18 protein-coding genes are annotated in these 25,580 nt (G+C 46.2%); 9 read left to right on the top strand and 9 right to left on the bottom strand.

Translation table 11 applies throughout. The features are described from left to right. Nucleotides 1–17: 17 nt before the first annotated feature. From ATG66_RS18085 to leuA, 5 genes are all read right to left on the bottom strand, one after another. Nucleotides 18–800, bottom strand: a complete 783-nt coding sequence (locus ATG66_RS18085) for a DUF547 domain-containing protein (RefSeq protein ID WP_098416610.1) — start codon at nucleotides 798–800, stop codon at nucleotides 18–20. Nucleotides 801–931: 131 nt separating this feature from the next. Further along, nucleotides 932–1,534 carry a 3-isopropylmalate dehydratase small subunit gene (leuD, locus tag ATG66_RS18080; RefSeq protein WP_098416609.1) on the bottom strand — a complete coding sequence of 201 codons (603 nt, stop codon included), beginning with the start codon at nucleotides 1,532–1,534 and terminating at the stop codon, nucleotides 932–934. Between the two features lie 11 nt (nucleotides 1,535–1,545). Then, on the bottom strand, nucleotides 1,546–2,946 hold the full coding sequence (leuC, locus tag ATG66_RS18075; RefSeq protein WP_098416608.1) for a 3-isopropylmalate dehydratase large subunit: 1,401 nt from the start codon (nucleotides 2,944–2,946) through the stop codon (nucleotides 1,546–1,548). Nucleotides 2,947–3,027: 81 nt separating this feature from the next. Further along, nucleotides 3,028–4,119 (bottom strand): 3-isopropylmalate dehydrogenase, encoded by a 1,092-nt coding sequence (gene leuB / locus ATG66_RS18070; RefSeq protein WP_098416607.1) that lies wholly within the window; start codon nucleotides 4,117–4,119, stop codon nucleotides 3,028–3,030. 83 nt (nucleotides 4,120–4,202) lie between these two features. Then, nucleotides 4,203–5,750, bottom strand: coding sequence for a 2-isopropylmalate synthase (leuA, locus tag ATG66_RS18065; protein WP_098416606.1), 1,548 nt, complete (start codon nucleotides 5,748–5,750; stop codon nucleotides 4,203–4,205). A 769-nt stretch (nucleotides 5,751–6,519) separates the two neighbouring features. On the opposite strand from leuA, the gene calR reads away from it, so the two are divergent. From calR to ilvN, 4 genes are all read left to right on the top strand, one after another. Beyond that, on the top strand, nucleotides 6,520–7,479 hold the full coding sequence (gene calR / locus ATG66_RS18055; RefSeq protein WP_098416605.1) for a LysR family transcriptional regulator CalR: 960 nt from the start codon (nucleotides 6,520–6,522) through the stop codon (nucleotides 7,477–7,479). Nucleotides 7,480–7,777: 298 nt separating this feature from the next. Then, a complete protein-coding gene (locus tag ATG66_RS18050; RefSeq protein WP_098416604.1) occupies nucleotides 7,778–9,586 on the top strand; it encodes an AMP-dependent synthetase/ligase in 1,809 nt (602 codons plus the stop codon). A gap of 449 nt (nucleotides 9,587–10,035) precedes the next feature. Then, nucleotides 10,036–11,760 (top strand): acetolactate synthase 3 large subunit, encoded by a 1,725-nt coding sequence (locus ATG66_RS18045; protein ID WP_098416603.1) that lies wholly within the window; start codon nucleotides 10,036–10,038, stop codon nucleotides 11,758–11,760. A gap of 1 nt (nucleotide 11,761) precedes the next feature. Next, nucleotides 11,762–12,256, top strand: a complete 495-nt coding sequence (ilvN, locus tag ATG66_RS18040; protein ID WP_098416602.1) for an acetolactate synthase small subunit — start codon at nucleotides 11,762–11,764, stop codon at nucleotides 12,254–12,256. Nucleotides 12,257–12,562: 306 nt separating this feature from the next. On the opposite strand, the gene pykF is transcribed toward ilvN, so the two are convergent. Further along, complete coding sequence (pykF, locus tag ATG66_RS18035; RefSeq protein WP_098416601.1) at nucleotides 12,563–13,975, bottom strand: pyruvate kinase PykF; 1,413 nt, start codon at nucleotides 13,973–13,975, stop codon at nucleotides 12,563–12,565. 432 nt (nucleotides 13,976–14,407) lie between these two features. On the opposite strand from pykF, the gene ATG66_RS18030 reads away from it, so the two are divergent. Further along, on the top strand, nucleotides 14,408–15,169 hold the full coding sequence (locus ATG66_RS18030) for a DeoR/GlpR family DNA-binding transcription regulator (RefSeq protein WP_098416600.1): 762 nt from the start codon (nucleotides 14,408–14,410) through the stop codon (nucleotides 15,167–15,169). Between the two features lie 145 nt (nucleotides 15,170–15,314). Continuing rightward, nucleotides 15,315–17,147: a glutamine--fructose-6-phosphate transaminase (isomerizing) gene (glmS, locus tag ATG66_RS18025; RefSeq protein ID WP_098416599.1), complete on the top strand. Its 1,833-nt coding sequence runs from the start codon at nucleotides 15,315–15,317 to the stop codon at nucleotides 17,145–17,147. Between the two features lie 196 nt (nucleotides 17,148–17,343). On the opposite strand, the gene ATG66_RS18020 is transcribed toward glmS, so the two are convergent. Then, nucleotides 17,344–18,426 carry a glycerol dehydrogenase gene (locus ATG66_RS18020; RefSeq protein ID WP_098416598.1) on the bottom strand — a complete coding sequence of 361 codons (1,083 nt, stop codon included), beginning with the start codon at nucleotides 18,424–18,426 and terminating at the stop codon, nucleotides 17,344–17,346. A gap of 350 nt (nucleotides 18,427–18,776) precedes the next feature. On the opposite strand from ATG66_RS18020, the gene dhaK reads away from it, so the two are divergent. The 3 genes from dhaK to ptsP are packed head-to-tail and all read left to right on the top strand — an operon-like array spanning nucleotide 18,777 to nucleotide 22,887. After that, complete coding sequence (dhaK, locus tag ATG66_RS18015) at nucleotides 18,777–19,835, top strand: dihydroxyacetone kinase subunit DhaK (RefSeq protein ID WP_098416597.1); 1,059 nt, start codon at nucleotides 18,777–18,779, stop codon at nucleotides 19,833–19,835. 15 nt (nucleotides 19,836–19,850) lie between these two features. Beyond that, nucleotides 19,851–20,486, top strand: a complete 636-nt coding sequence (dhaL, locus tag ATG66_RS18010) for a dihydroxyacetone kinase subunit DhaL (protein WP_098416596.1) — start codon at nucleotides 19,851–19,853, stop codon at nucleotides 20,484–20,486. Between the two features lies 1 nt (nucleotide 20,487). After that, a complete protein-coding gene (gene ptsP, locus ATG66_RS18005; RefSeq protein ID WP_098416595.1) occupies nucleotides 20,488–22,887 on the top strand; it encodes a phosphoenolpyruvate--protein phosphotransferase in 2,400 nt (799 codons plus the stop codon). A 79-nt stretch (nucleotides 22,888–22,966) separates the two neighbouring features. Here ptsP and dhaR read toward each other — a convergent pair whose 3' ends face one another. Both dhaR and ATG66_RS17995 read right to left on the bottom strand, forming a co-directional pair. After that, nucleotides 22,967–24,892: a dihydroxyacetone kinase operon transcriptional regulator DhaR gene (gene dhaR, locus ATG66_RS18000; protein ID WP_098416594.1), complete on the bottom strand. Its 1,926-nt coding sequence runs from the start codon at nucleotides 24,890–24,892 to the stop codon at nucleotides 22,967–22,969. Nucleotides 24,893–25,040: 148 nt separating this feature from the next. Next, on the bottom strand, nucleotides 25,041–25,571 hold the full coding sequence (locus ATG66_RS17995) for an MltR family transcriptional regulator (protein WP_098416593.1): 531 nt from the start codon (nucleotides 25,569–25,571) through the stop codon (nucleotides 25,041–25,043). Nucleotides 25,572–25,580: the final 9 nt, after the last annotated feature.

Below are 25,580 nucleotides of genomic sequence, written 5' to 3'. Positions count from 1 at the left end.
AACTGTCAATCTTGAGATTAGTCGGCGTGATTTAAGTCCCAGTCGTAATCGTATTTTACTTGACCTGAAAAGCCTTTATATTGTGGTGCATATTGAGTTATGTGGTTAAACACTTGCTGCTCTCCACCAAAATCTTCCGCAAACCAATCGTAAATTGAAGAGAGTTGTGCGGTATTGCCTTGGATCGATACACCTTTATTACTGTTGATAAAGGTAGTCGCAGCGTTATCTAGCAGGGCCTGTGTGTTTTGTGCGGTGAACGCCTGTTTTAGTAGGTTTGGGCAGCCTAAGCTGGCACAATTCACGGCATAATGGGTTCTAGGATCTTGCCAGATCGGTCGCAAAATCCGATGCTCGATATCATTTAAAGTCAGCTCCTTCCCGTTTACCACAACCACATCATCTCCCCAAGGACCAAAACTAAATAAGCCGCCCAGTTTGGTGATTGATTCGACTGGGTAGTTATCCAAAATAAGATCCACCGTGATGGCGTTGTAAAGGTTGATCCAATAGGCGTATTGCTCTGCTTGGTTGTACTGCAAAGGATCGAGTTTCGCTAGTCGTTGAATGTACTGCTTTAACTTCGCTTTGTCAGAAGCCGTGACTTTGCTGTAGCGAAATAAAGTGTCTTCGTCTTGCTCTATCAAATAGTCATCAAGCAACTGTTGCCATTCTTGGTGAGAAATCTGGGTTGGATTGGCTTGATTCGATTGTTTCCAATATGGCCACAAATCAGACTTAGGTGCAGCAAACGTAGCGAAAGAGGCTAGGGCGCACAGCAACAATAACAGACGCTTCATAGAGATACCTTTGGGTTAAACCGTGTTGATAGTGTAGACCTGTTTTACTTCAGCTTTTCTGAGGTAATGAAAATACAAGAAAAAAGGTTGGCGCTTGCCAACCTTTTACTGCGTGTCTACTGGCGTATGAATCAGCGTAGAAAGCTTGGAATATTTGCTTCGTACTCTGCAATCTTGTCTTCGTACTGCAGGGTTAGGCCGATGTTATCTAGACCATTCAACAAACAGTGACGACGGAATTCATCAATTTCAAAGCTGTACTCTTTGCCGTTTGCACGTACTTTATTCGCTTCTAAATCGACTTCGACTTCCGCGCCTTCATTCGTCTGAACGTATTGGAAAAGCTCATCCACTTCTTGCTCGGTTAGACGAACGGGTACCATTTGGTTGTTGATTGAGTTGCCATAGAAAATGTCCGCAAAGCTTGGTGCGATCATGGCCTTGATACCATAATCTGCCAGCGCCCATGGTGCGTGCTCACGAGAAGAGCCACAGCCGAAGTTTTCACGCGCTAACAAGATAGAAGCACCTTGGTAGCGGGGGGCGTTCATTATAAAATCTGGGTTTGGTTGTTTGCCAGCATCATCAAGGAAGCGCCAGTCATGGAACAGGTGCTTACCAAAACCAAGGCGAGAAACTTTTTGTAGAAATTGCTTTGGAATGATGGCATCGGTATCGACGTTGGCGGCATCTAAAGGTACAACCAAACCAGTGTGTTGCTTAAAACCTGTCATGATTGTTCTCCTTAGTCCAATTCACGGATATCAACAAAGTGACCAGCGATCGCGGCTGCGGCTGCCATGGCAGGACTTACTAAGTGGGTCCTGCCATCACGGCCTTGGCGGCCTTCAAAGTTACGGTTTGAAGTCGACGCGCAGCGCTCATGAGGACCCAAACGGTCGTTGTTCATCGCTAGGCACATTGAACAACCCGGCAAACGCCATTCGAAGCCCGCTTCTTTAAAGATAACGTCCAATCCTTCGGCTTCTGCTTGTGCTTTCACTTGCTCTGAACCTGGAACGATCAGCGCCTGAACGTTCGGGGCCACTTTACGTCCTTTTGCTACCTCTGCAGCAGCGCGTATGTCTTCAATACGTGAGTTAGTACATGAACCAACGAAGACTTTATCTACGGGATAATCAGCTAAAGACTTACCGGCTTCTAAACCCATGTAAGCCAATGCTTTGACCGCTGATGCTTTCTCAACGGGGTCGGCAAAGCTTTCTGGGGCTGGGATTGATTGATCAACCGCGATGACTTGACCTGGATTAGTGCCCCAAGTCACTTGCGGTTTGATGTCTGCTGCGTTTAGGGTTACGACCGCATCAAACTGGGCATCATCATCAGTTTTTAGTGTCTTCCAATATTCTACTGCAGCATCAAAATCGGTCCCTTGCGGTGAGAACTTACGGCCTTTGATGTATTCGAAGGTCGTGTCATCTGGCGCAATCAAACCGGCTTTAGCGCCCAGTTCAATCGCCATGTTACATACGGTCATGCGGCCTTCCATCGAAAGATCTGTAATCGCTTCACCGCAGAACTCAACCACATAGCCAGTGCCGCCAGCCGCCGTGGTTTTGCCGATGACCGCTAACACGATATCTTTTGCAGTAATACCTGGGGCGACTTTGCCTTTTACCTCGATCTTCATCGTTTTCGCGCGCGCTTGTTTTAACGTTTGAGTCGCCAATACGTGCTCAACTTCAGACGTACCAATGCCGAAAGCTAGCGAACCAAACGCACCATGCGTGGCGGTGTGTGAGTCGCCACAAACAATGGTCATGCCTGGTAGGGTAATACCAAGCTCAGGCCCCATGACGTGCACAATGCCTTGGTATTTATGGTTGATGTCGTAGAGCGTGACACCAAACTCTTCACAGTTTTTCGAGAGCGTTTCCATCTGGATACGCGCCATCTCACCGGATGCGTTGATGTCTTTCGTTGTGGTTGAAACGTTGTGGTCCATGGTGGCAAAAGTTTTGCTGACCTGACGCACTTTACGTCCTTTTTCACGCAAACCATCAAATGCCTGTGGAGACGTCACTTCATGTACCAAGTGACGGTCGATGTACAAGATGGGGGTTTCCCCTTTTGCTGCGACGGCAACGTGTGCGTCGTAGACTTTTTGATAAAGTGTTTTGCCCATTGCTTCCTTTCCTCGTCGTCCTTGTTATCACAACGGTGTTGCGGATGGTGAACGACCATTATATTTATAAATTCAGTCTGTTTATGAGTTCAAAATGTACTCAGCAATCTTATCGCCCATTTCTGAAGTGGTCAGTGCTGGATTGTCGCCTGCAAGGTCGCCTGTTAGCTCCCCAGCTGAAAGTGCTTTCGATACCGCTGCTTCAATGTCTTGTGCTGCGGCTTCTTCGCCAAGGCTATAACGTAGCATCAGTGCTGCTGATAGGATTTGCGCGACAGGATTGGCGATGTTCTTGCCTGCAATATCTGGCGCGCTGCCGCCTGCTGGCTCGTACAGACCGAACTTACTTTCGTTAAGGCTTGCTGACGGCAGCATACCCATAGAGCCTGTGATCATTGCGCACTCATCAGAAATGATGTCGCCGAAGATGTTTGAACACAGCATCACGTCAAACTGTGCTGGGTCTTTGATAAGCTGCATGGTTGCGTTATCGATGTACATGTGTGATAGCTCAACGTCAGGGTAATCTTTCGCGATCTCTTCGACCACTTCACGCCATAGGATTGAGCTTTGTAGAACGTTTGCTTTGTCGATAGAGCAAACTTTTTTACGACGCAGACGTGCGGATTCAAAGGCGATTTTCGCGATGCGCTCGATTTCAAAGCGGTGGTACACTTCAGTATCAAACGCTTTTTCTGTTGCCCCCTCGCCTTCACGACCTTTTGGTTGGCCGAAGTAGATACCGCCAGTGAGTTCGCGTACCACGGCGATGTCAAACCCCTGAGCTGAGATGTCAGCCCGTAATGGTGAGAATGCCTCTAGACCTGCGTGGATTTGCGCAGGACGTAAGTTACAGAAAAGTTGGAAATGTTTACGCAGAGGAAGCAGGGCTCCTCGCTCTGGCTGATCGTTTGGTGGTAAGTGTTCCCATTTCGGGCCACCAACTGAACCAAATAGAACCGCATCAGACTCTTCACATGCATTGAGGGTACTTTCAGGAAGTGGGCTACCGTGATTGTCGATAGCAATGCCACCCACATCGTGCTCATCACGCTCAAACGAAATCCCGTGTTTTTTCTCGATGGCATTCAGCACTTTGTGTGCTTGTGTCATTACTTCCGGGCCAATACCGTCACCAGGTAAAATGGCAATTTTGTATGATTGGTCTGTCATGTTAGTCCTTTAATGTTCAAATTTTTGAGCTTAATTATTTTAAACGAGCGTATTCACCCTTGAGCCATGACGCTCAGCTTTTACTATACGGTCGCGATTCTCTTTTTCTTCATTTCTTCAATCTTGTCTGCACGATGAATGCTGTTGATGACATGCAACAACGCTTGACCAGACGCTTCAACGATGTCGGTAGACACGCCCGTACCGTGGTATTTACGACCTTTGTAGTTGGCAATGATGTCAGCTTGACCCAAACCATCTTCGCCTTCACCTTTCGCGGTTAGATCGAATTTATCTAGCACGATTTCGTAACCAGTCACACGGTAGATGCATTGGTATAACGCATCAACCGGACCATTACCGACGGCCGCTTCACACATTTCTTCATCGCCGCATTGCATCTTGATGCTGGTGGTGGCCATTACGCTGCCCGATTGCACGCTTAGGTAGTTCAGTTTGTAAAAGTCATCCTCTTCCCGCAAATTAGAGAAGTGCATTAGGGCTTCGAGATCGTAATCAAATACTTGACCTTTGCGATCGGCAAGCTTCAAGAAGTCAGCGTATAGAGCGTCTAAGTTGTACTCGTCTTCGTTGTAACCCATAGTGTCCATGTGGCTCTTCACTGCAGCTCGACCACTGCGGCTGGTTAAGTTTAGGGCTTGATTCTTAAGACCTATCGACTCAGGTGTCATGATTTCGTAGGTGCTCTTGTTTTTCAGCATGCCATCTTGGTGAATCCCCGAAGAGTGACTAAAGGCATTGGCGCCCACTATCGCTTTGTTGCTTTGGATTGGCGTATTGCACAGTTGACTCACCAACTTACTGGTGCGGTGGATTTCATCATGCTTGAGACCAGTGTGAACGCCCAAGAACTCTTGACGCGTTTTGATGATCATTGCGATCTCTTCAAGAGAACAGTTACCGGCTCTCTCACCAATGCCATTGATGGTGCCTTCTATCTGACGTGCACCAGCTTGGACGGCGGCGATGGAGTTGGCCACCGACATGCCTAAGTCGTCGTGACAGTGAACAGAAATGGTCGCTTTGTCGATATTGGGTACGCGATTGAAAAGAGTTTGAATGATGGCACCGAACTCAGCCGGGATGGTATAACCAACTGTATCTGGAATGTTGATGGTGCTCGCACCTGCATTGATGGCGGCTTCTACCATGCGACATAGGTTATCGATTGGCGTGCGGCCAGCATCTTCACAAGAAAATTCGACGTCATCGGTGTAGTTACGCGCATGTTTAACGGCGTTGACCGCCATTTCAACCACATCGTCATAACTGCGGCGTAGTTTGTCTTCGACATGGATGGTGGAAGTGGCTAAAAAAGTGTGGATACGGAATTGGTCGGCAACTTTTAATGCTTCAGCGGCGGCATCGATATCTTTCGCAACGGCACGCGAAAGGGCACAAATACGGCTGTTTTTGATATTTTTTGCAATAGTTTGTACTGACTCAAAATCGCCAGGAGAGGAGATAGGAAAGCCAGCCTCAATAACATCAACGCCGAGTCTTTCCAGCGCATAGGCAATCTGCAGCTTTTCTTTCACCGTTAAACTTGCTGACAACGCTTGCTCGCCATCACGCAATGTGGTGTCGAATATAATGACCTGATCGTTCATGTTTGCTTCCTTCCTGATTTCTGCACTTTCGTGCAAGTTAATCGTTTACTTCCAGTATTTAGATATAAAAAAACCCGCATTCTCATGCGGGTTCTTAGAAATTGGTGTGGTTATTTTTCTTCCACAGCCTACCCGCGCGAACTGGTCACGATCAGGAGGAGGCTAAGCAGAATAGAAAAATGAGCTGACATAGTTGTTAAGCTTTCCACAAAATTAAGTTAACGAATTAGTACCGCACTCTATGGAACGCGTCAACCCTAAAGTCGATTTTTTATTCAATTAGAGAGCTGCATTTTTATTCTATCGTGGTCATTTCCCTGCGGTGTACATTGATTGAATATTTTACTGTGACGTGCGAGCTTTGATCAGAGTTATAGTCGAGACTTTTTAGTACGGGCGCAATCAATAAGTCATGTAAATGCGTCTTGATTATAATTACCTGTCTCATTAATTTGCCAAATGTCTCCTTGCTGGGGGGCTTTTTATCTGTTTTATAGTTTTTTATTTTTTTATCAACTCATTGTTATAAATAAACTAAATGTCTATCTGGCTAAAATTTACTGATTAAATATCAATTTAGTTGCGAAACCGTAATTGATTAATGGATAGTAGGGTTAGGAATGGAATTATCCGTACGAAAAATATAATAATTTTAGGTTATCTATTCGTGGTAAATGATTCGAATCCGGCCGTCGTCTTTTTGTGCATAGGATTCTATTCGTTATGAACCCGATGAACCAAGTTGACGATTACAAAAGAGGCGCACTTAATGTTAGATAAGAAAGACGCGATGAGCGCAATTGCTAGCTACCGTATGGAAAGTACTTTGCGTGGTGCAGATTTAAACCTATTGACGGTATTTGACGCTGTGATGCAAGAGCAAAATATTACTCGTGCTGCACATAACTTAGGTATGTCTCAACCGGCGGTAAGCAACGCTGTTGCCCGTCTTAAAGTGATGTTTAATGACGAACTGTTTATGCGTCAAGGCCGTGGCATTCAGCCAACCCAACGTGCTCGCCAACTGTTTGGCCCGATTCGTCAGGCACTGCAGTTGATCCGCAACGAACTACCTAGTTCTGTATTCCTGCCTGAATCTTCCAATCGTTTGTTCAAACTGGCGATTTGCAGCCCTTGCGATATGCGTTTTGCACCGAAAATTATGGAAAAAGTAAATCAACAAGCGCCGAACGTTCAGCTTCACTTAGATGCAGAGTTTGACCGCCTTCTATCTGAGCGTATGCGCTATCAAGAGATCGATTTCGTGATCGACTATGCGCGTTTTGATGAGCAAGGTTTCTCAAGTACAGAGATCTTTAAAGATGAATTGGTTGTGATCGCTTCAAAAACGCATTCGCGCATTCGAGGTAGTGTCACTACTGAGCAACTACTGAACGAAAAACACGCGAAATTATCTCAAGTACATGGTCAACGAAGTTTCTCTGAACAAGCTTACCGTGAACTGGATTGTCAAGCGGCGTATGAAGGTTCAAGCCTAAGCAACTTGCTTTATGTGGTGGGCCAGTCAGAACTCGTGACGATTGCACCGCGTTGGATGGCAGAAAATGCAGTAAACAGTGACCAGTTGCAAATCTTGGACTTCCCATGTGCTAATAAGGAAATTAGCGGTTACTTGAGCTGGCATGAATCAAGCGAAAAAGACAAAGGACACATCTGGTTACGTGATCAACTTATGATCACATGCGGTGAAGTGGTCGCTGTTAAATAAGAGAATTTTGAGTCTAGCTGTTTAATTAGACCGAATTGGTCATCATCAATTTTTACAATTCCTTCGTCCCCGAGAGATATTTATTTTTCGGGGCTTTTTATTTTCTGGAATCAATAAGTAAAACAGTGAATTAAATAGTGCAAACGTTCAGCACTTTTAAGTGTATTCGATACGCATAAGTGATAGTTGTCTCTTATTAATGATAAGTTTGATACTGGTCAGTTGCGTTTTAGCAAGCCATAAGTACACTTGTGCGCTCAATTAGCTTACGCCTGTAAGCCAAAAGGTAAGTAAAAGAATGGCCAAGTTAGATTTTCATATCGTTAAACGTATTCGTGAACAAATTGCGAACGGTGGTACTCGCGTTGCACTCAAACATAAAGTAGGTGACAAATGGCAAGGTATTACGTGGGAGCAATTTGGTCAGCAAGTTGATACTTTATCACGCGCACTTTTGGCTCAGGGATTGGGCGTTCAAGATAAGATCGGTATTTTCTCAAACAACATGCCGCAATGGACAATCGCGGATATCGCTGCGTTACAATTGCGCAGTGTGACGGTTCCTATCTACCCAACCAATACTGCGGCGCAGTCTGCTTACATCATTGATAATGCGGACGTGAAAGTACTGTTTGTGGGTGAGCAGGCACAGTTTGATGCTGCGGTGAGTATCTTTGAACAGTGTGAGCAGTTAGAACTGATTGTGGCAATGTCGGATGATATCGAGCTTGGTGAATATGATTTCGTTATCTCTTGGCAAGCATTTGTCGCCAAAGGCGATGCCACATACCAAGTTGAATTAGACGCACGTTTAGAGCAAGCAAGGGAAGATGATCTACTCACGCTGATCTACACCTCGGGCACCACTGGGCAGCCAAAAGGGGTGATGCTGGATTACGCTAATATCGCGGCGCAATTAGAAGGGCATGATCAGCGTTTGAGCTTGTCTCAAGACGATGTTTCATTGTGTTTCCTACCACTCTCTCACGTGTTTGAGCGCGCTTGGACATTCTATGTATTGTATAAAGGTGCTACCAACTGTTACCTGCAAGATACGATGCAGGTGCGTGACGCGCTTAGCCAAGTACGACCAACGGTGATGAGTGCAGTACCGCGTTTCTATGAGAAAATCTTCTCTGCCATCCATGAAAAAGTGTCTCGTGCGCCGATCCATCGCAAGATCATGTTTACTTGGGCGGTGAATATGGGGGCAAAAATGGCGGTGTGCCATCAAGAGAAACGCAAGCCATCGGTCATGTTGCGTAAAGCTTATGCTCTGGCTGACAAGCTGGTCTTAAATAAACTGCGTGCCCTGTTAGGGGGGAACATCAACTTTATGCCTTGTGGTGGCGCAAAGCTTGATGAAACCATTGGGCGCTTCTTCCATGCGATAGGCATCAACGTGAAGTTGGGCTATGGCATGACAGAGACCACAGCAACAGTATCGTGCTGGGATGACCAATGTTTTGACCCAGATTCGATTGGGATGTCGATGCCCGGCGCTCAAGTCAAGATTGGTCACAATAACGAAATTTTGGTACGTGGTCCGATGGTGATGCGTGGTTATTACAAAATGCCAGAAGAGACCGAAAAGACATTCGACGAACATGGTTTTCTAAAAACAGGTGATGCGGGTTATATCGATGAAAATGGTAATCTCTTTATCACGGATCGGATTAAAGAGTTGATGAAGACTTCGGGTGGTAAATACATCGCACCACAAATGATCGAAGGCGCCATCGGTAAAGATCATTTCATTGAGCAAATTGCCGTTATCGCAGATACGCGCAAGTTTGTGTCTGCGCTAATCGTGCCGTGTTTTGATTCTCTTGAAGAATACGCGAAAGAGTTGAACATCGCGTACCATGACCGAGTCGAATTGGTTAAACATCACCAAGTGGTCGAAATGCTTGAGAAGCGTGTGAATGAGTTACAGAAAGAGCTGGCTAAATTTGAGCAAGTGAAGAAGTTTAAACTGCTGCCAAGATCGTTCTCAATGGATGATGGTGAGTTAACACCAACACAAAAACTGCGCCGCAAAGTCATTAATGATAAATACCAAGATGAAATCGAAGAAATGTACAAAGAAAAGTCTGAGAAAAAGTAATTTAGACTGAGTAAGATTTCAAATTGATGAAAAGATCCCCAGAGGTACCCTCTTGTATTTCTGGGGATTTTTATGAGTATCGGTTCCCTCTCTTTTTCATGCCTAATACCGCTATTTAGCAACCTTTATAGGAAGTGCTCTGGAATTATGTTCTTTTTTTGAACGTTATTTTCTTTAATCGTGCTGAGATATTGTGTATGTGTGGCTGCAATTCCTTCTGTTGTTCTATTCTCTAGCATCTTGATTGAAAAGTAGACGTATCTCTCATTAGACCCATTGATAATAAAACGTTACATTTGTTGGGTAACCTTGCGGGATGTTATGACGAACGCAAGACATAGCCGAAAGCGTGGAAGTATTTCGATTAGGCTACGAATAAGCCCTAGACTATGTAAAATCAGACCAATCCGTTGACCTTACGGTGAGGGTACTGGCTAAGGAGAGCAATTATGACAGCAATGTTGTCAGGCGCAGAGATGGTTGTGCAATCTCTGATAGAAGAAAACGTAGAGCAGATATTTGGCTACCCTGGTGGTTCTGTTTTAGACATCTACGACGCACTGCACGCCAAAACTGAACAAATTAAACACGTACTAGTCAGACATGAGCAAGCGGCGACGCATATGGCCGATGGCTATGCCCGTGCGACGGGTAAGCCGGGTGTGGTACTCGTTTGTTCTGGTCCTGGTGCGACCAATACCATCACCGGAATTGCGACTGCTTACATGGATTCGATCCCCATGATCGTTATTTCGGGTAACGTGCCAAACAGTTTAATTGGTAATGATGCCTTCCAAGAATGTGACATTGTCGGTGTTTCTCGACCGGTAGTAAAACACAGTTTTTTAGTAAAAAAAGCGGAAGATATCCCTGAAACCATTAAAAAAGCCTTCTATATTGCGACAACGGGCCGACCAGGCCCTGTTGTGATTGATTTGCCTAAAGATGTGATGAACCCGCAAATCAAACTGCCTTACCAGTATCCAGAAAGCCTATCGATGCGTTCGTATAAGCCGACGACGTCGGGTCATAAAGGCCAAATTAAAAAAGCCCTTAAATCCCTGTTAGAAGCGAAAAAACCCGTACTGTATATTGGTGGCGGCGCGGTGATCTCTGGGGCGCACGAACATATATTTGATTTATCAAATAAGCTAAATTTACCAGTTGTCAGCACTTTGATGGGCTTAGGTGCATTTCCTGGAACCCACCAAAATTCGCTTGGTATGTTGGGCATGCATGGTACCTATGAAGCCAATATGGCGATGCACGAAGCGGATCTGATTTTTGGTATCGGCGTTCGTTTTGATGACCGTACGACCAACAATTTAGAGAAGTACTGCCCGAACGCGAAAGTGATGCATATAGATATCGACCCATCATCGATTTCCAAAAATGTAAAAGTGGATCTGCCAATCGTAGGTTCTGCAGAAAAAGTGCTGATCACCATGCTTGGGCTGCTGGCTGAACAAGAGTGTGGTAACGATCAGGACGCTATTACAACGTGGTGGGATGACATCCAAGTATGGCGCGAACGCAACTGTTTGGCTTATGAAACGTCATCAGAGCGAATTAAACCTCAGCAAGTAATTGAAACATTGCACAAATTGACCAATGGTGATGCTTACGTGGCGTCGGATGTTGGTCAACACCAGATGTTTGCAGCGCTTTATTATCCATTCAATAAGCCTCGCCGTTGGATAAACTCTGGCGGTCTGGGCACGATGGGCTTTGGCCTTCCTGCTGGTATGGGCGTTAAATTTGCAATGCCGCAAGAAGAAGTCGTGGTTGTGACGGGCGATGGCAGTATTCAAATGAATATCCAAGAACTCTCGACGGCGATGCAATACGATATTCCTATTAAGATCATCAACTTGAACAACCGTTTCTTAGGTATGGTAAAACAGTGGCAAGATATTATTTACCAAGGCCGTCACTCCAACTCATACATGAGTTCTGTTCCTGACTTTGCGGCAATTGCAGAAGCTTATGGCCACGTCGGTATTCGTATCGAAACGCCAGATCAGCTCGAAGAAGGGCTAAAAAAAGCGTTAGATATGAAAGATCGCTTGGTGTTTGTCGACATCAACGTAGACGAAACCGAGCACGTATACCCGATGCAAATTAAAGGTGAGGGAATGGACAAGATGTGGCTGAGCAAAACGGAGAGAACTTAATATGAGACACATAATTTCATTGTTATTGGAAAACCAACCTGGTGCTTTGTCTCGCGTTGTAGGCTTGTTCTCTCAACGTGGTTATAACATTGAGTCGTTGACGGTTTCCCCTACGGATGACGAAACACTTTCTCGTATGAATATCACCACGACATCCAACGAAATGCAGTTAGAACAAATCCAAAAACAGTTGCACAAATTGATTGATATCCTGAAGGTTCAAGAGGTCACGGAGTTCGAGCACATTGAGCGTGAACTGATGATGGTAAAAGTCAAAGCCAGTGGTTTTGCAAGAGCAGAAGTAAAACGAACGGCCGACATTTTTCGTGGCCAGATTGTTGATGTCACAGCATCTCAATATACGGTGCAATTAGCCGGAACCAGTGAGAAGTTGGATGCGTTTATTCAAGCGATCTCTGAAGTAACAGATGTGGTGGAGGTGGCCCGAAGTGGTGTAGTAGGGATTGCCCGAGGTGAACGTTCACTCAAGCCTTAGTCGCTTGATTGTAGATAGAAAATACCACTGTAGTGAGGATTGCCACTGTGGTCCTCATATGACAAGAAACATCCGAGATAGCGTAGGAAATGGTTGAGGAAAAGAGACATTTTCGATAAAGAGTGACTCTACAATCAAGCTTTTTTATAGCGAAAAGCCAACGTCGTTCGAGTGGTTTTACAGGTTAGGTTGAGCAGTTAGGCGATAAGAAGTCATACTGAGTGATCAATACGAAGTAAAAGAGTGATGTAAAAAAAGAGGGCGTAAGCCCTCTTTTTTATTGGATTGATAACAGAATTAACAATCTTATAGCACGTGTACTGAAGTCGTGTTCGTCGTACCTGAAGCGACTAGAGCACCAGAAACCATAACGACGATATCGCCTTTGTTACCTAGACCCGACTCTAGCGCTAGCTCTTTACCTGTAACGTAGAACGCGTCAGTGTTTGCGATTGAATCAACAACAACAGGGGTTACACCTTTAGTTAGCACTAGCTGAGCCGCTGTCTTCTCATTGGTTGTAAGTGCAAGGATGTTTGCGGTTGGGAAGTACTTACGGACTGAACGAGCAGACTTACCACCTTCAGTGGCCACAACGATCAGCGGAGCCGCAAGTTTCTCAGCGGTGTCTACTGCGCTTTTACATACTGCTTCAGTGATACGTAGACGTGGGCTGTCTAGGCGAGAGCCTAGTTCCGCTTTAAGGGCTGAATCTGTACGAGTTGCGATTTGAGCCATGATTTTCACAGCTTCAACAGGGTACTTACCTTTCGCCGTTTCACCAGAAAGCATCACTGCGTCAGTCCCGTCCATGACAGCGTTAGCAACGTCGCCTGCTTCTGCACGAGTAGGACGTGGGTTGTTGATCATAGAGTCAAGCATTTGAGTTGCCGTGATAACCATCTTACGAGCACGGTTACACTTCTCGATCATCATTTTCTGAGCGAAGATGACTTCTTCTGCTGGGATTTCAACGCCTAGGTCACCACGAGCAACCATGATGCCGTCAGAAAGCTCAAGGATCTCATCAAAGTTATCAACACCTTCTTGGTTTTCGATCTTAGAGATGATGTGGATGCTCTCGCCGCCATTTGCTGCTAAAACGTCACGGATTTCTTGAACGTCTGATGCTTTACGGATGAAAGAAGCTGCAACGAAGTCAACGCCTTGCTCACAACCGAATTTAAGGTCGTTTTTATCTTTTTCAGATAGAGCCGGTAGGTTTACAGAAACGCCAGGAAGGTTAACACCTTTGTTTTCACCTAGTGCGCCGTTGTTAAGAACTTTACATTTAACTTCTGTTTCAGTCTTAGAGATCACTTCCATCTCGATTAGACCGTCGTCGACTAGGATAGTGTTACCCACGTTTAGGTCTGCTGCGAAACCAGCGTAAGTTACTGCAACTTTGTCTTTGTTACCGACAACTGAAGTGTCAGTTGTGAAAGTAAATTCTTGACCAGCGACTAGATCAACATCGTTGCCGTCTTCTAGCTTGATAGTGCGGATTTCTGGGCCTTTAGTATCAAGAAGGATTGCTAGTTGTTTGCCTGTCGCTTCCATTACTTTGCGGAAGTTCGCGATACGAGTGCCGTGCTCTTCGAAGTCACCGTGAGAGAAGTTCAGACGCATTACATTCATGCCTGCGTTTACTAGTTCAGTTAGCTTCTCTACAGATTCAGTTTTAGGGCCAATCGTACATACGATTTTGGTCTTTTTCATGGAAGATACTCTCCGGTAAGTATAGTTACAATTTTAAAGTCGATTATTTATTCTGAAGTTAGGGCGCTCTTGATGACATTTAGTGCCTGCCACCCACCGATTTCCGCCTCATTATTAGCACTTCAGATTCTGAAAGTCTTTCACCAAGTTTAGTCATTTTATGACTAAAAGATCGGCGATTTTGGCTATCTTTTTGTGATCAATCCCACTTTATATGCAGAAAGTTGCAATTAAATAGCCGTCAATTCTGTAATTTTTTTTCTTTTCGGTGGCGAATTCTACCACTGAATGAATCCAATATCACTGTTTAAGAATTGTCTTAGGACAAGGTTTTATCGAGAAATATTAATTTTTTGTATCGAAATAAATAGACTTAAAAGTTTCGTTTTGACTATAATAAGTTTCACTTCGAAACTTAAAATCAAAACATAAATGTCGAAACGAAATACTCAATTAAGAAGACACGCCATTTCTAACTTGGTTTTTGAACTGGGAGAAGTCAGCGTTGATGAATTGGCTCAGAAATTTGAAACCTCAGAAGTCACGATTAGAAAGGATCTCGCTTCTTTAGAAAAAAATGGACAACTTTTACGTCGTTACGGCGGTGCGATTGCGATCCCGAAGGAAGTGATTCATGAAGAATTGAGCTCTAATGTTTCGACTCGAAAGTTAAATTTAGCAAAAGCGGCTGCTTCACTGATCCGTGACCATAACCGCATCGTGATCGACAGTGGCAGTACGACGGCGGCACTAATTCAGCAATTGAATGATAAACGTGGCTTAGTGGTGATGACCAACTCGCTGCACGTTGCCAATGCCCTCAACGAATTAGAAAGCGAACCGACTCTACTGATGACAGGTGGTACGTGGGATATGCACTCAGAGTCCTTCCAAGGCAAAGTCGCCGAGTCTGTATTAAGAGCTTATGATTTTGACCAACTTTTTATTGGTGCCGATGGTGTTGATTTGGAGCGCGGGACGACCACGTTTAACGAGTTAATTGGCTTAAGCAAGGTCATGGCAGAAGTGTCACGTGAAGTCGTCGTGATGGTTGAATCAGAAAAGGTCGGTCGTAAGATCCCCAACTTAGAGCTGGCTTGGAATCAAATCGATGTCCTAGTGACAGACGCTGAAGTGCAATCTGAACATAAGTTACAAATTGAACAGCATGGCGTGAAAGTCATTTGCGCTTAATCTAATGACGTATACCCAAGTAGCCTTAAGGTACTTGGGTATAACAGTTACATATTTTACTTCCCGCTAAATACAGGCCTTTGCTTGCTGCCTCTATTAGAAATCATGGCTAGGGAAGAACAAAACTACAAACGGAGATAAACACATGTGTGGAATCGTAGGTGCAGTCGCACAGCGAGATGTTGCAGAAATTTTGGTTGAAGGTCTACGCCGTTTAGAGTACCGCGGTTACGACTCAGCTGGCGTTGCGGTTGTTGATGGCGAGTCAAACCTAACGCGCGTTCGTCGCTTGGGTAAAGTACAAGAACTGGCTGATGCAGTAGAAAAAGCAAAAGTGCTTGGCGGTACTGGTATTGCGCACACTCGTTGGGCGACGCACGGTGAACCATCTGAAGTCAATGCACACCCACACATGTCTGGCGACATTGCTGTGGTACATAACGGCATTATCGAAAACCACGAAGAGCTTCGTGAATTGCTTCAATCTCGTGGTTACGTGTTTGAATCTCAAACGGATACAGAAGTTATCGCACATATGATTGAGTGGGAGTTGCGTACTTCTGGAACATTATTAGAAGCGGTACAAAAGACGGCTAAGCAACTAGAAGGTGCCTACGGTACGGTAGCACTTGATCGTAAAGACCCATCTCGCATTGTGGTGGCACGTTCAGGTAGCCCAATTGTGATCGGTTTTGGTGTCGGTGAAAACTTCCTGGCTTCTGACCAACTTGCGCTACTGAACGTAACACGCCGTTTCATGTACCTAGAAGAAGGTGATGTGGCAGAAATCACTCGCCGTGAAGTTACTGTCTTTGACGCAACGGGCGAGCTGGTTGAGCGTGAAATCGTAGAATCTAATGCAGAACATGATGCGGGCGATAAAGGCCAATACCGTCACTTCATGCAAAAAGAAATCTATGAGCAACCTAAAGCGCTGATCAACACGATGGAAGGCCGTATCACAACAGATTCTGTTGTGACTGACGCGATTGGTGTGCATGCGGCAGACATTTTAAGCAAAGTAGAGCACGTACAAATCGTCGCGTGTGGTACGTCTTACAACGCGGGTATGACAGCGCGTTACTGGTTTGAAGACATCGCAAGGGTGAGCTGCGACGTAGAAATCGCCTCTGAGTTCCGTTACCGCAAGTTTGTGACGCGTCCAAATAGCCTTCTGATCACGCTATCTCAGTCTGGCGAAACGGCAGATACGCTAGCGGCACTTCGCCTAGCGAAAGAAAAAGGTTACATGGCGGCAATGACCATCTGTAACGTAGCGGGTTCTTCTTTGGTTCGTGAATCTGATTTTGCGTTCATGACTCGCGCGGGCGTCGAAATTGGTGTGGCTTCAACCAAAGCGTTCACGACTCAGCTTTCTGCACTCTTAATGCTGGTAACGGCGCTTGGTAAGCAGCAAGGTCGTATCAGCAAAGAGAAAGAGAAAGAGATTGTAGAAGCACTGCATGCACTTCCTAAGCAAATCAATGCGGCGCTTTCTTTCGAGAAAGACATTGAAGCACTAGCAACAGATTTCGCGGACAAGCATCATACGCTGTTCCTAGGTCGTGGTGAGTTCTACCCAATCGCAATGGAAGCGTCTCTAAAACTGAAAGAGATCTCTTACATCCATGCAGAAGCGTACGCGGCGGGTGAACTAAAACATGGTCCCCTTGCGCTGATTGATGCTGATATGCCTGTGGTTGTGGTTGCGCCAAGCAACGATTTGCTTGAGAAACTAAAATCAAACGTGGAAGAAGTACGCGCGCGTGGTGGCCTACTGTACGTATTTGCAGATGCAGACGCTGGCTTTGAAGGCGATGAAACGATGAAGATCATCACCATGCCTCACGTTAGCGAAATCACCGCGCCGATCTACTACACCATCCCAATGCAGTTGCTGTCTTACTACGTCGCGCTGATCAAAGGTACGGACGTAGACCAACCACGTAACCTAGCCAAAGCGGTAACGGTTGAGTAATCACACTTAAATCTCAAATCACAAGCGGCACATGCGAGAGTATGTGCCGCTTTTTTTGTTTGGAACCACGAAAGCGATGGGAATATTTAGGATACGTGATAACAACTGCTCTTGCCTCGGGTTTGAATCAACGGAAAGATAAAAGACAAGCCTTGGCTTGCCTTTGGGGACTCAAACTCGTTTGAAGTTATGTGGGTCATTGACCCAGTTGGTGAGCGGTTAGAATCGCAGAGTAGACATTTTCTGCCGTCACTGGGAATGGCATGTTGTGGATGGTTTCTCCCTCGGCCGTTGAGGCTTCGGCGACCTCGCGCAACTTCGCGTGGTTAAGCTCTTTTACGCCCATATCAAAGAGGTTGGTTGGTAAGCCTACAGAGCGGCAGAAGGCGAGAACCGTATTAATCTCTTCCATCGCTGCGTTTTCTAGCACCAATTGAACCAGCGTGCCGAACGCGACTTTCTCACCATGATAGAGATGGTGACACTCTTCGAGCTTGGTTAAGCCGTTATGAATAGCGTGAGCCCCCGCCAGACCACTGCTTTCAAAACCGATACCGCTTAGGTATGTATTGGCTTCAATAATATTTTCTACCGCTTTGGTGCTCACCCCATTTTCTACCGCAGCTTTTGCTTTTACACCATCTTCAAGCAAGGTTTCATAACAGAGCTTCGCAAGCGCTTGCGCTGAACGTGTCGCTAAACCACCGGCCATTGTTGCCTTACCAGAAGTCATGTTGGCACGAGCTTCAAAGTAGGTGGAGAGCGCATCGCCCATCCCCGATACCAGTAGACGAACTGGGGCTTTAGCGATGACAGACGTATCCATGATGACCATGTCTGGGTTTTTAGGGATCATCAAGTATTCCGCAAATTCACCTTCTGGTGTGTATATCACCGCAAGTGCTGACGTTGGCGCATCCGTCGAGGCGATGGTAGGAACCACCACGACAGGAATTTGGGTGTAAAACGCAACGGCCTTTGCAGTGTCTAACGTTTTACCGCCACCGATACCGACAATGACATCGTGTTTTTGTGTCGCACAAATGTCCGTGATGCGTTCAATCTCAACGCGCGAACATTCGCCATGAAAAATGTTCATGGTGAGCGGAAGCTTTTGGTCAGCAAAGCTTTGTTTGACGTCATCACCCACCAGATTAGTCACGAACTCATCGGCAATCACTAACGGACGTTCACCCAATGCTTTCACATAGTGAGCGATAGATGTAAGTACTTGTTCACCTTGGACGTATTTGCTTGGGCTGATAATAATTTTGTCCATAATTCAAACCTTTAACCTTTTATGTGTGTTTTGGACTGCAATGAAAATCCATTGTAGCGATAAGGTTTATATTAGGTTTGGTGAGGGAAGTGGTGAAGGATATCTCTGGTTTGTTTCGTGCTTTTATGACCTCTGTGTCAAACCGACTGCCAGAAGTAATAAGCATCACCATGCTTTATGGCGCCGATCACTATTCAGGCGTATTTGTCGTTTTTTGTTTCATATTGAAACAAATATATCAGCAAAGTCGTTTCAATATGAAACGGATTGATTTTTGTTGAGCACATATTTTCTCTGTTTAAGATGAATTCATACCCTACATAAAAATATAAATGGAATGAGATAGAACGATGAAAAAATTAATTAACCAAGTCGATGATGTGGTATTGCAGCAAATGGAAGGTCTGGCGCTGTCCCGCCCTGAGCTAAAAGCCAACTACGAACCTCGTTACATGTGGCATGAGGAAACGCCGGGGCAAGTGGCACTGGTTTCTGGTGGTGGCTGTGGTCATGAACCTTTACACGCAGGTTTTATTGGTAAAGGCATGCTGACGGGCGCTTGTCCTGGTGAGGTGTTTACTTCACCAACGCCGGATCAAATGTACGAGTGTGGTAACCAAGTGAATACCGGTGAGGGAGTGCTGTTTATCATTAAAAACTACACCGGTGATGTGTTGAACTTTGAAACGGCCGTGGAGCTGCTTCATACCGATGGCATCAAAGTTGGGTCGGTGTTGGTGGATGACGATGTGGCGGTAAAAGATAGCCTGTACACTGCTGGTCGCCGTGGCGTTGCTGGAACGGTATTGGTCGAGAAGTTAGTTGGGGCTGCCGCCAGCAAAGGTTATTCGTTGGAGCAATGTGAAGCGCTGGCTCGTCGCGTTAATAATCACTGTCGTTCATTTGGCGTGGCGCTTAATGCTTGTGTTGTGCCTGCGGCGGGTAAACCATCTTTTGTTCTGGAAGATGATGAAGTGGAGTTTGGTGTTGGTATCCATGGTGAACCAGGTATCAAGCGAGTGAAATACACCGACGTCGATACGTTAGTGGATGCGATGTTTGCTGAAGTTGCTGAAAACACGCCTTATCAGCGCACTTTGCGTATTTGGAATCGTGACGAAGGTGAATGGGATGAAGTGGAATCCCGCATTGAGCCTTTCGCCGCTGAACACGACTACATTGTGATGGTGAATGGTATGGGCGGTACGCCAACTTCAGAGCTTTACGGCGTGTACCGCCGTCTTGCTCATAATTGCGAGCAAGCGGGGTTCCGTATCGTGCGTAATAGGGTCGGTAACTTCTGTACGTCACTCGATATGGAAGGCGTTTCAATTACGTTGCTGAAAGCAGATAAAGAGATGTTGGAGCTGTTTGATGCTCCTGTCGATACGGCCGCGATCAAGTGGTAACAGGGGGGAGCACACATGCAAATTGAAAAACAACATATCGTTCACTGGTTAGAGCTATGTGCGAAAACGTACCAAGAGAATCAAGATTTTCTGACCGACCTTGATCGTGATATTGGTGACGCCGACCACGGTCTCAATATGAACCGTGGCTTTAAAAAAGTCGCGGAAAAACTGCCTCAAGTTGCGGACCAAAACATCGGCAGTATTCTCAAGAATACCGGCATGACCTTGCTTTCTAGTGTCGGTGGGGCAAGTGGCCCGCTGTATGGCACGTTATTTATTCGCACCGCTGCCGCTGTTGGAACCCGAGAGCAACTAATGTTTGAAGAGTTAGTGGATGCACTAAAAAGCGGTGTGGATGGTGTGGTGTCTCGTGGTAAAGCAGAACTGGGTGATAAAACCATGTGTGATGTTTGGTTACCCGTTTTAGTTAGTGTGAAGGCGTCGTTAGAAAATGGCATGAGCGCCGATCATTTATTGAATGAAATGGTTGAGCTAGCAGAAACGAACGCGGTTGCCACGATTGAAATGTTGGCGAAAAAAGGGCGAGCAAGCTATCTAGGCGAACGCAGTATCGGTCACCAAGATCCCGGTGCAACCTCTTCTTTGTTAATGATTAAAGCACTACAGCAGGCAATAGCAGGTAATTAAGATGGTGGGAATTGTAGTTGTATCTCATAGTCGTCGTCTTGCCGAAGGGGTGGCCGAACTCGCCACCCAAATGACGCAAGGCAAAGTCAAGCTCGCGATTGCGGCGGGGATTGATGACCCAGATAACCCGATCGGAACCGATGCCATTGCCGTGATGGAAGCGATTGAGCAGGTCCATGATCAACAAGGGGTTGTGGTGTTGATGGATCTTGGCAGCGCGTTGCTGAGTACGGAGATGGCGCTGGATCTGATGGATGATCACGTGAGGGAAAATATCACCCTTATCTCGGCCCCTATTGTTGAAGGGACCATGGCGGCGTCGGTGGCTGTTGCCGCCGGACTACCTTTATCGACGGTAGTCGAAGAGGCACAGAATGCGTTAAGCGTAAAACGAGAGCACCTTGGTGATCAGCTACTAACATCGGCTGAGATAGCGCCAGTATCAGAGAACTTTGAACACGAGCGGACATTTGATTGGGTCGTGCAAAATCCGCATGGATTACATGCTCGTCCCGCTGCGGCCATTGTTGGTGCACTCGCACCTTTTGACTGCCAACTATGGTTGAAAAAAGGCGAGCGCCGGGTAAACGCGAAAAGCTTAAACAGCATTGCGAAACTTGGCGTTCGTAGCCAAGAGACGATCACCCTGTGCGCACTTGGACCTCAATCTAGTGAGGCAATTAAGGCATTCGAAGCCTTAGCTCATGAGCACTTCGGAGAAAAAGAGGCGATTGAGCACGGCATTATCGAACCTGAAGAGAGCGCGGATACCTTGCTCGATGATATGACCCCGAATCAGATTGAAGGTGCTGTTGTTGGTATTCGAGTCAATGACGGTATCGCTACTGCTCCAGCTGTTCTTTTTACTCATGAAATGCCAGCCGTGCCTGAACGTGATTTCCACAGTGAACAAGATGAAATTGAACGGGTTAAGCGTGCGATAGGCGTGGTTGTTCAACATTTACAGGAGCAAGCGAAGCAGCCAAAAGGGGAAATATTTTCCGCTCATAGCATGATGCTCAGTGACCCAGAATTATGGGCATCGGTCGAGGCGCGAATTCAAACGGGCATGATAGCCGAGCAAGCTTGGGTAGAATCACTGCAAGCGTTGGCCGAAGAGTTTCGCCAGGCAGAAAGTCAGTACATGCGGGAGCGCGAAGCTGATGTGCATGATATCGCACGCCAAGTTATGGTCGAAATGACTGGCGTAACGCCTCATGCCATCGACATTCAGCAACCGAGTATTTTGTTGGCCCGTGACCTGATGCCTTCTGATGTGGCCGGGCTTGATAAATCGAAAGTGCTTGGTATCTGTTTGAGTGAAGGAGGGAAAACCTCTCACAGTGCGATTCTTGCTCGTGCGATGGGGATTCCTGCCATCGTTAAAGCTCAGGGCTGTCTGGATGCTGTGCGTACGGGTCAAGTGGTGACTATTGATGGCTTCCGAGGGCATTTATGGTTCTCACCTTCAGATGCCGTACAGCAGGAATTGGAAGCGCAGCAAATTGAGTGGCAAAGCACCCGACAAAGTGCATTAGCGAGTGCTCAGCAAGCCGCGGTCACCTGTGATGGCGTCCATATTCCAGTGTTCGCCAATATTGGTGGACCGAAGGATATTGATGATGCGCTAACATCAGGAGCTGAGGGGGTTGGTCTATTTCGGACTGAGTTTCTATTTCAAAACAGTGATGAGTTGCCGACTGAGGAAGCACAATACCAAGTGTATCGTGATATCGCCGCCGCACTTGGTGACAAGCCACTTACGATTCGTAGTCTAGATGTTGGCGGCGATAAGCCTTTAGCCGCTTATCCTATGCCTGCAGAAGACAACCCATTTTTAGGTTTGAGGGGGGTGCGATTGTGCCTTCAACATGAGGCATTGTTTACTGCCCAACTTCGAGCCATTCTGAGAGCCTTTCACGAGCAACCGAATATTCAATTGATGATACCGATGGTGGCTCAGGTTGAAGAAGTGAGAAAAGTAAAAGCGCTGTTGGCGCATCAAGCAAACCAACTCGGCTTAGATGTGGCTCACTTGCCTGTCGGTATTATGATTGAGGTACCAGCCGCGGTGTTGAATGCTGATGCGTTAGCGCAAGAAGTCGATTTTTTCTCGATTGGCACCAATGATTTGACTCAATATGTTATGGCCGCCGATCGAGGCAACGCCGCCGTTGCCGAATTGGTGAACTACTTTGAACCATCGGTACTAAAAGCCATTGAACTCACGTGTGCCGCAGGCGATCGCGCGGGCATTCCGGTCAGTATGTGTGGGGAGATGGCAGGCGATCCAAATGCCACAGAAACATTGCTTCGTGTGGGGTTACGAAAATTCAGCGCCAGTGCGAGTCTGCTACCGGGACTAAAAGCGCAGATTCGTCAGTTGTCTGTCGATGTTTAACCGATACCTTTGCCGTTAGTACATGTATACCGGCGTGCTTGCGCCGGTTTTGCGTTTGGTTGGATACTCACATTTTGGCTTAATACAACTTCATTTGTTCCTGCAGTCCAAACTTATTAATTTTTCTCCATAGGGTCGTGCGGCCAATTTGCAATGCTTTCGCCATATCATGCATTTTGCCATCACACTGATTCCAAGCTTGGACGATGGCTCTTCTCTCGGCTTCTTCTAGCGTGATCACCGGCGTATTTTCTGCGGTATGGCGGGAATTCAGTTTAATGTCTTCAGGAATATCGTTCAGCTTGATTAAGTTCGCACTGCGGTTAAGCAAAATTCGCTCAGTTCGGTTTCTTAATTCGGAGTTATTGCCTGACCAACGAAAATTCATCAACGCTTCCAGTGCGACTGGCTCTATCGAGATCGTCACATTGTGGCGGCGTTCATAATGGCTGATAAGCTGCTGGACGAGAAATTCAATGTCTTCTTTACGCTTTCTCAGTGGCGGAATATGCAGCTCGTTCGAAGAGATTTCATAATAAAGTTGCCGGCCAAATGAGCGCTGAGTGACATACTCGCTGATTTCTGAAGCGGTGCTGGTAATAAGTTGAAAGTCTACGGGGATCAAGCGCAAACTGTCACTGCGGCTGACGAGCCCAGTTTTTAACAACTTAAGTAACACGGCTTGTAAATCGGGCGACAGATATTCCACCTTTTCTAAAAAGAGCGTACCGCCATGGGCGAGTTCAAACTTAGAAGGCATGCCTTGTCCTTCGTCGTATCCCAGGGTTTCTTTGACCAGTTGCTCTGTATTGATGGAGCGGCAGTTAAGCGTAATGAACGGCCCTTCTTTGTAGGCGCTTTCATTATGAATCGCCATGGCGAGAGTGGCTTTTCCTACGCCTTCTTCACCCGTAATTAGAATCGGTGACTTGGACTTTATGGCCCGTTTTGCCACGGTAATGACGTGTTTCATTTTTCGTGAAATGACGGGCAAGGTACTGAACGTATAGCGCGCACTGCCACCAATTTGCTGCTGAGCAAGTTCGCGAATTTTATCGATGGGATGCAAAAATAATAAGTGTGTACCGTCGTTGAGAGGACGCAAGGTGATGATCGCTTCAACAAACTCGCCACGAACCTCTACCGTTGTGAGCTTACGGTTGATGCTTGCCCCCGACTCAATACTATTGAGGACATTCGGCGGGAAACGTAAAACAGAAAAGACTTCTTTCTCCAAGACCTGACTGGCTTCAATGTTTAACAAGCGTTCTGATTGATGATTTACCATGGTGATACGATTTTCTTCATCCCAGGCCAGAAGGCCGTCATCCATGCATTCTAGCGTTGCGTTGTGCGCACAAGTGAGGCGGTTAATGTTTTCTTGTTCCGACTGAATATGGATTTGCAAACTGACTTCTTTCGCACTCGACGCGATGATGACTAAGTTTTCTTTCTTATAGCGCTCGGCTTTTTTGAAAAGGCATGTTGTGCCGCGTAACTTGCCAAATTGGTCGAAAACAGGTGCTGCTACAGAGGCATAAGGGTGTAAGTGGCGATTGAAATGTTCTGCTGCAAAAACTTCACACGGGATGTGAGTGCTGATACAGAGATTGACCGCATTCGTGCCAATTTTCCCTTCAGACAGAAAACAGCCTTGTTTAATGCCGAGCGCCTGCATCTCTTGTTGTATTGAGTCGTGGCCCACAACGGAGAGAACGCAGCCGTTGCCATCGGTCACCATCAATAGCAGGTCTTCGTCCCCTAGCATGTCATAAGTGTCTTCAAGTACGGTGGTAGCGCACTCGATGAGATGTTCGTTGCGTTTCATCAGAGATGAGAAGGTAAAGCCAGAGGCAATATGTGGTTTTGACCAGGTATAAGGGCTGCATTGCTTTATGCAACGCTCCCACGACTCGAGTACGGGAGTGCGGGAAAATTCTGGAGATACCCAATGGTGTTTCTGGAAAAATTCCCACTTGGTTTTAGTGTTTTCGATTGAAAGCATGTCATACCGTTTCAATACCAGCGATAGATTGGTCTGATATTACAGAGACATACGAAGATGGACTGTGATGGCTTTCACGCACGTTATACAGAAAGGATACGCAAAGAAAAGAGGTTAGTAGGGAAGACATTCCTTGCCGGAGATTGGGTTAAAAAGGACTGTCTTTGCCCAGTTCGTTACAGATCTCGACAATGGCGAGCGAGAGACCGGACTTTATTATTTGTTGCTGGCGTTGAAGTTGGAGTTGATAAAACTCAAGATCGATATCGTCATCAGGTTCGTTGACTTCTAATTGCACCATGCCCATTTTCTTTACCAGATGCAGCTTTTTGATTGGCTCTAGAATATTCGGGTCAGTGAATTCGTAGTCTGATGCATCGCTATTGAGTCGGTTTTTAAGCTTAATGATGTCTTCAATATCATGATAAATATCGTCTGGGAGTACGCCTAAGCCAAATAGGAGCTTCAAACGCACGGAGAGATCGCCCAGCGGTCCGGAGTCTTGCAGTAGGGGACCAACCACCGATTGCACGGCGAAGTTATCTTTACGAAAGATCCGTTGTATTAGCCCGTCGATTGAATCGTTGAACACATCGACAGCTGCAATAAAAAAGCCTCGTACCGATGGCGCGCTGTTTAATCGTTCAAGGATCTCGGTTTCGTTAATGTTATCTGCCATATAGTGAGT

The sequence above is a fragment of the Vibrio sp. ES.051 genome, from assembly GCF_002563795.1.
Lineage (GTDB): Bacteria > Pseudomonadota > Gammaproteobacteria > Enterobacterales > Vibrionaceae > Vibrio.
The sequence above is the reverse complement of the archived record's forward strand: the minus strand, read 5'-3'. Positions and strand labels throughout refer to the sequence as shown.

Coding starts and splice junctions, on each gene's coding strand:
- ATG66_RS18085 (WP_098416610.1), bottom strand. CDS start 800: ATGAAGCGTCTGTTATTGTTGCTGTGCGCCCTAGCCTCTTTCGCTACG.
- leuD (WP_098416609.1), bottom strand. CDS start 1,534: ATGACAGGTTTTAAGCAACACACTGGTTTGGTTGTACCTTTAGATGCC.
- leuC (WP_098416608.1), bottom strand. CDS start 2,946: ATGGGCAAAACACTTTATCAAAAAGTCTACGACGCACACGTTGCCGTC.
- leuB (WP_098416607.1), bottom strand. CDS start 4,119: ATGACAGACCAATCATACAAAATTGCCATTTTACCTGGTGACGGTATT.
- leuA (WP_098416606.1), bottom strand. CDS start 5,750: ATGAACGATCAGGTCATTATATTCGACACCACATTGCGTGATGGCGAG.
- calR (WP_098416605.1), top strand. CDS start 6,520: ATGTTAGATAAGAAAGACGCGATGAGCGCAATTGCTAGCTACCGTATG.
- ATG66_RS18050 (WP_098416604.1), top strand. CDS start 7,778: ATGGCCAAGTTAGATTTTCATATCGTTAAACGTATTCGTGAACAAATT.
- ATG66_RS18045 (WP_098416603.1), top strand. CDS start 10,036: ATGACAGCAATGTTGTCAGGCGCAGAGATGGTTGTGCAATCTCTGATA.
- ilvN (WP_098416602.1), top strand. CDS start 11,762: ATGAGACACATAATTTCATTGTTATTGGAAAACCAACCTGGTGCTTTG.
- pykF (WP_098416601.1), bottom strand. CDS start 13,975: ATGAAAAAGACCAAAATCGTATGTACGATTGGCCCTAAAACTGAATCT.
- ATG66_RS18030 (WP_098416600.1), top strand. CDS start 14,408: ATGTCGAAACGAAATACTCAATTAAGAAGACACGCCATTTCTAACTTG.
- glmS (WP_098416599.1), top strand. CDS start 15,315: ATGTGTGGAATCGTAGGTGCAGTCGCACAGCGAGATGTTGCAGAAATT.
- ATG66_RS18020 (WP_098416598.1), bottom strand. CDS start 18,426: ATGGACAAAATTATTATCAGCCCAAGCAAATACGTCCAAGGTGAACAA.
- dhaK (WP_098416597.1), top strand. CDS start 18,777: ATGAAAAAATTAATTAACCAAGTCGATGATGTGGTATTGCAGCAAATG.
- dhaL (WP_098416596.1), top strand. CDS start 19,851: ATGCAAATTGAAAAACAACATATCGTTCACTGGTTAGAGCTATGTGCG.
- ptsP (WP_098416595.1), top strand. CDS start 20,488: ATGGTGGGAATTGTAGTTGTATCTCATAGTCGTCGTCTTGCCGAAGGG.
- dhaR (WP_098416594.1), bottom strand. CDS start 24,892: ATGCTTTCAATCGAAAACACTAAAACCAAGTGGGAATTTTTCCAGAAA.
- ATG66_RS17995 (WP_098416593.1), bottom strand. CDS start 25,571: ATGGCAGATAACATTAACGAAACCGAGATCCTTGAACGATTAAACAGC.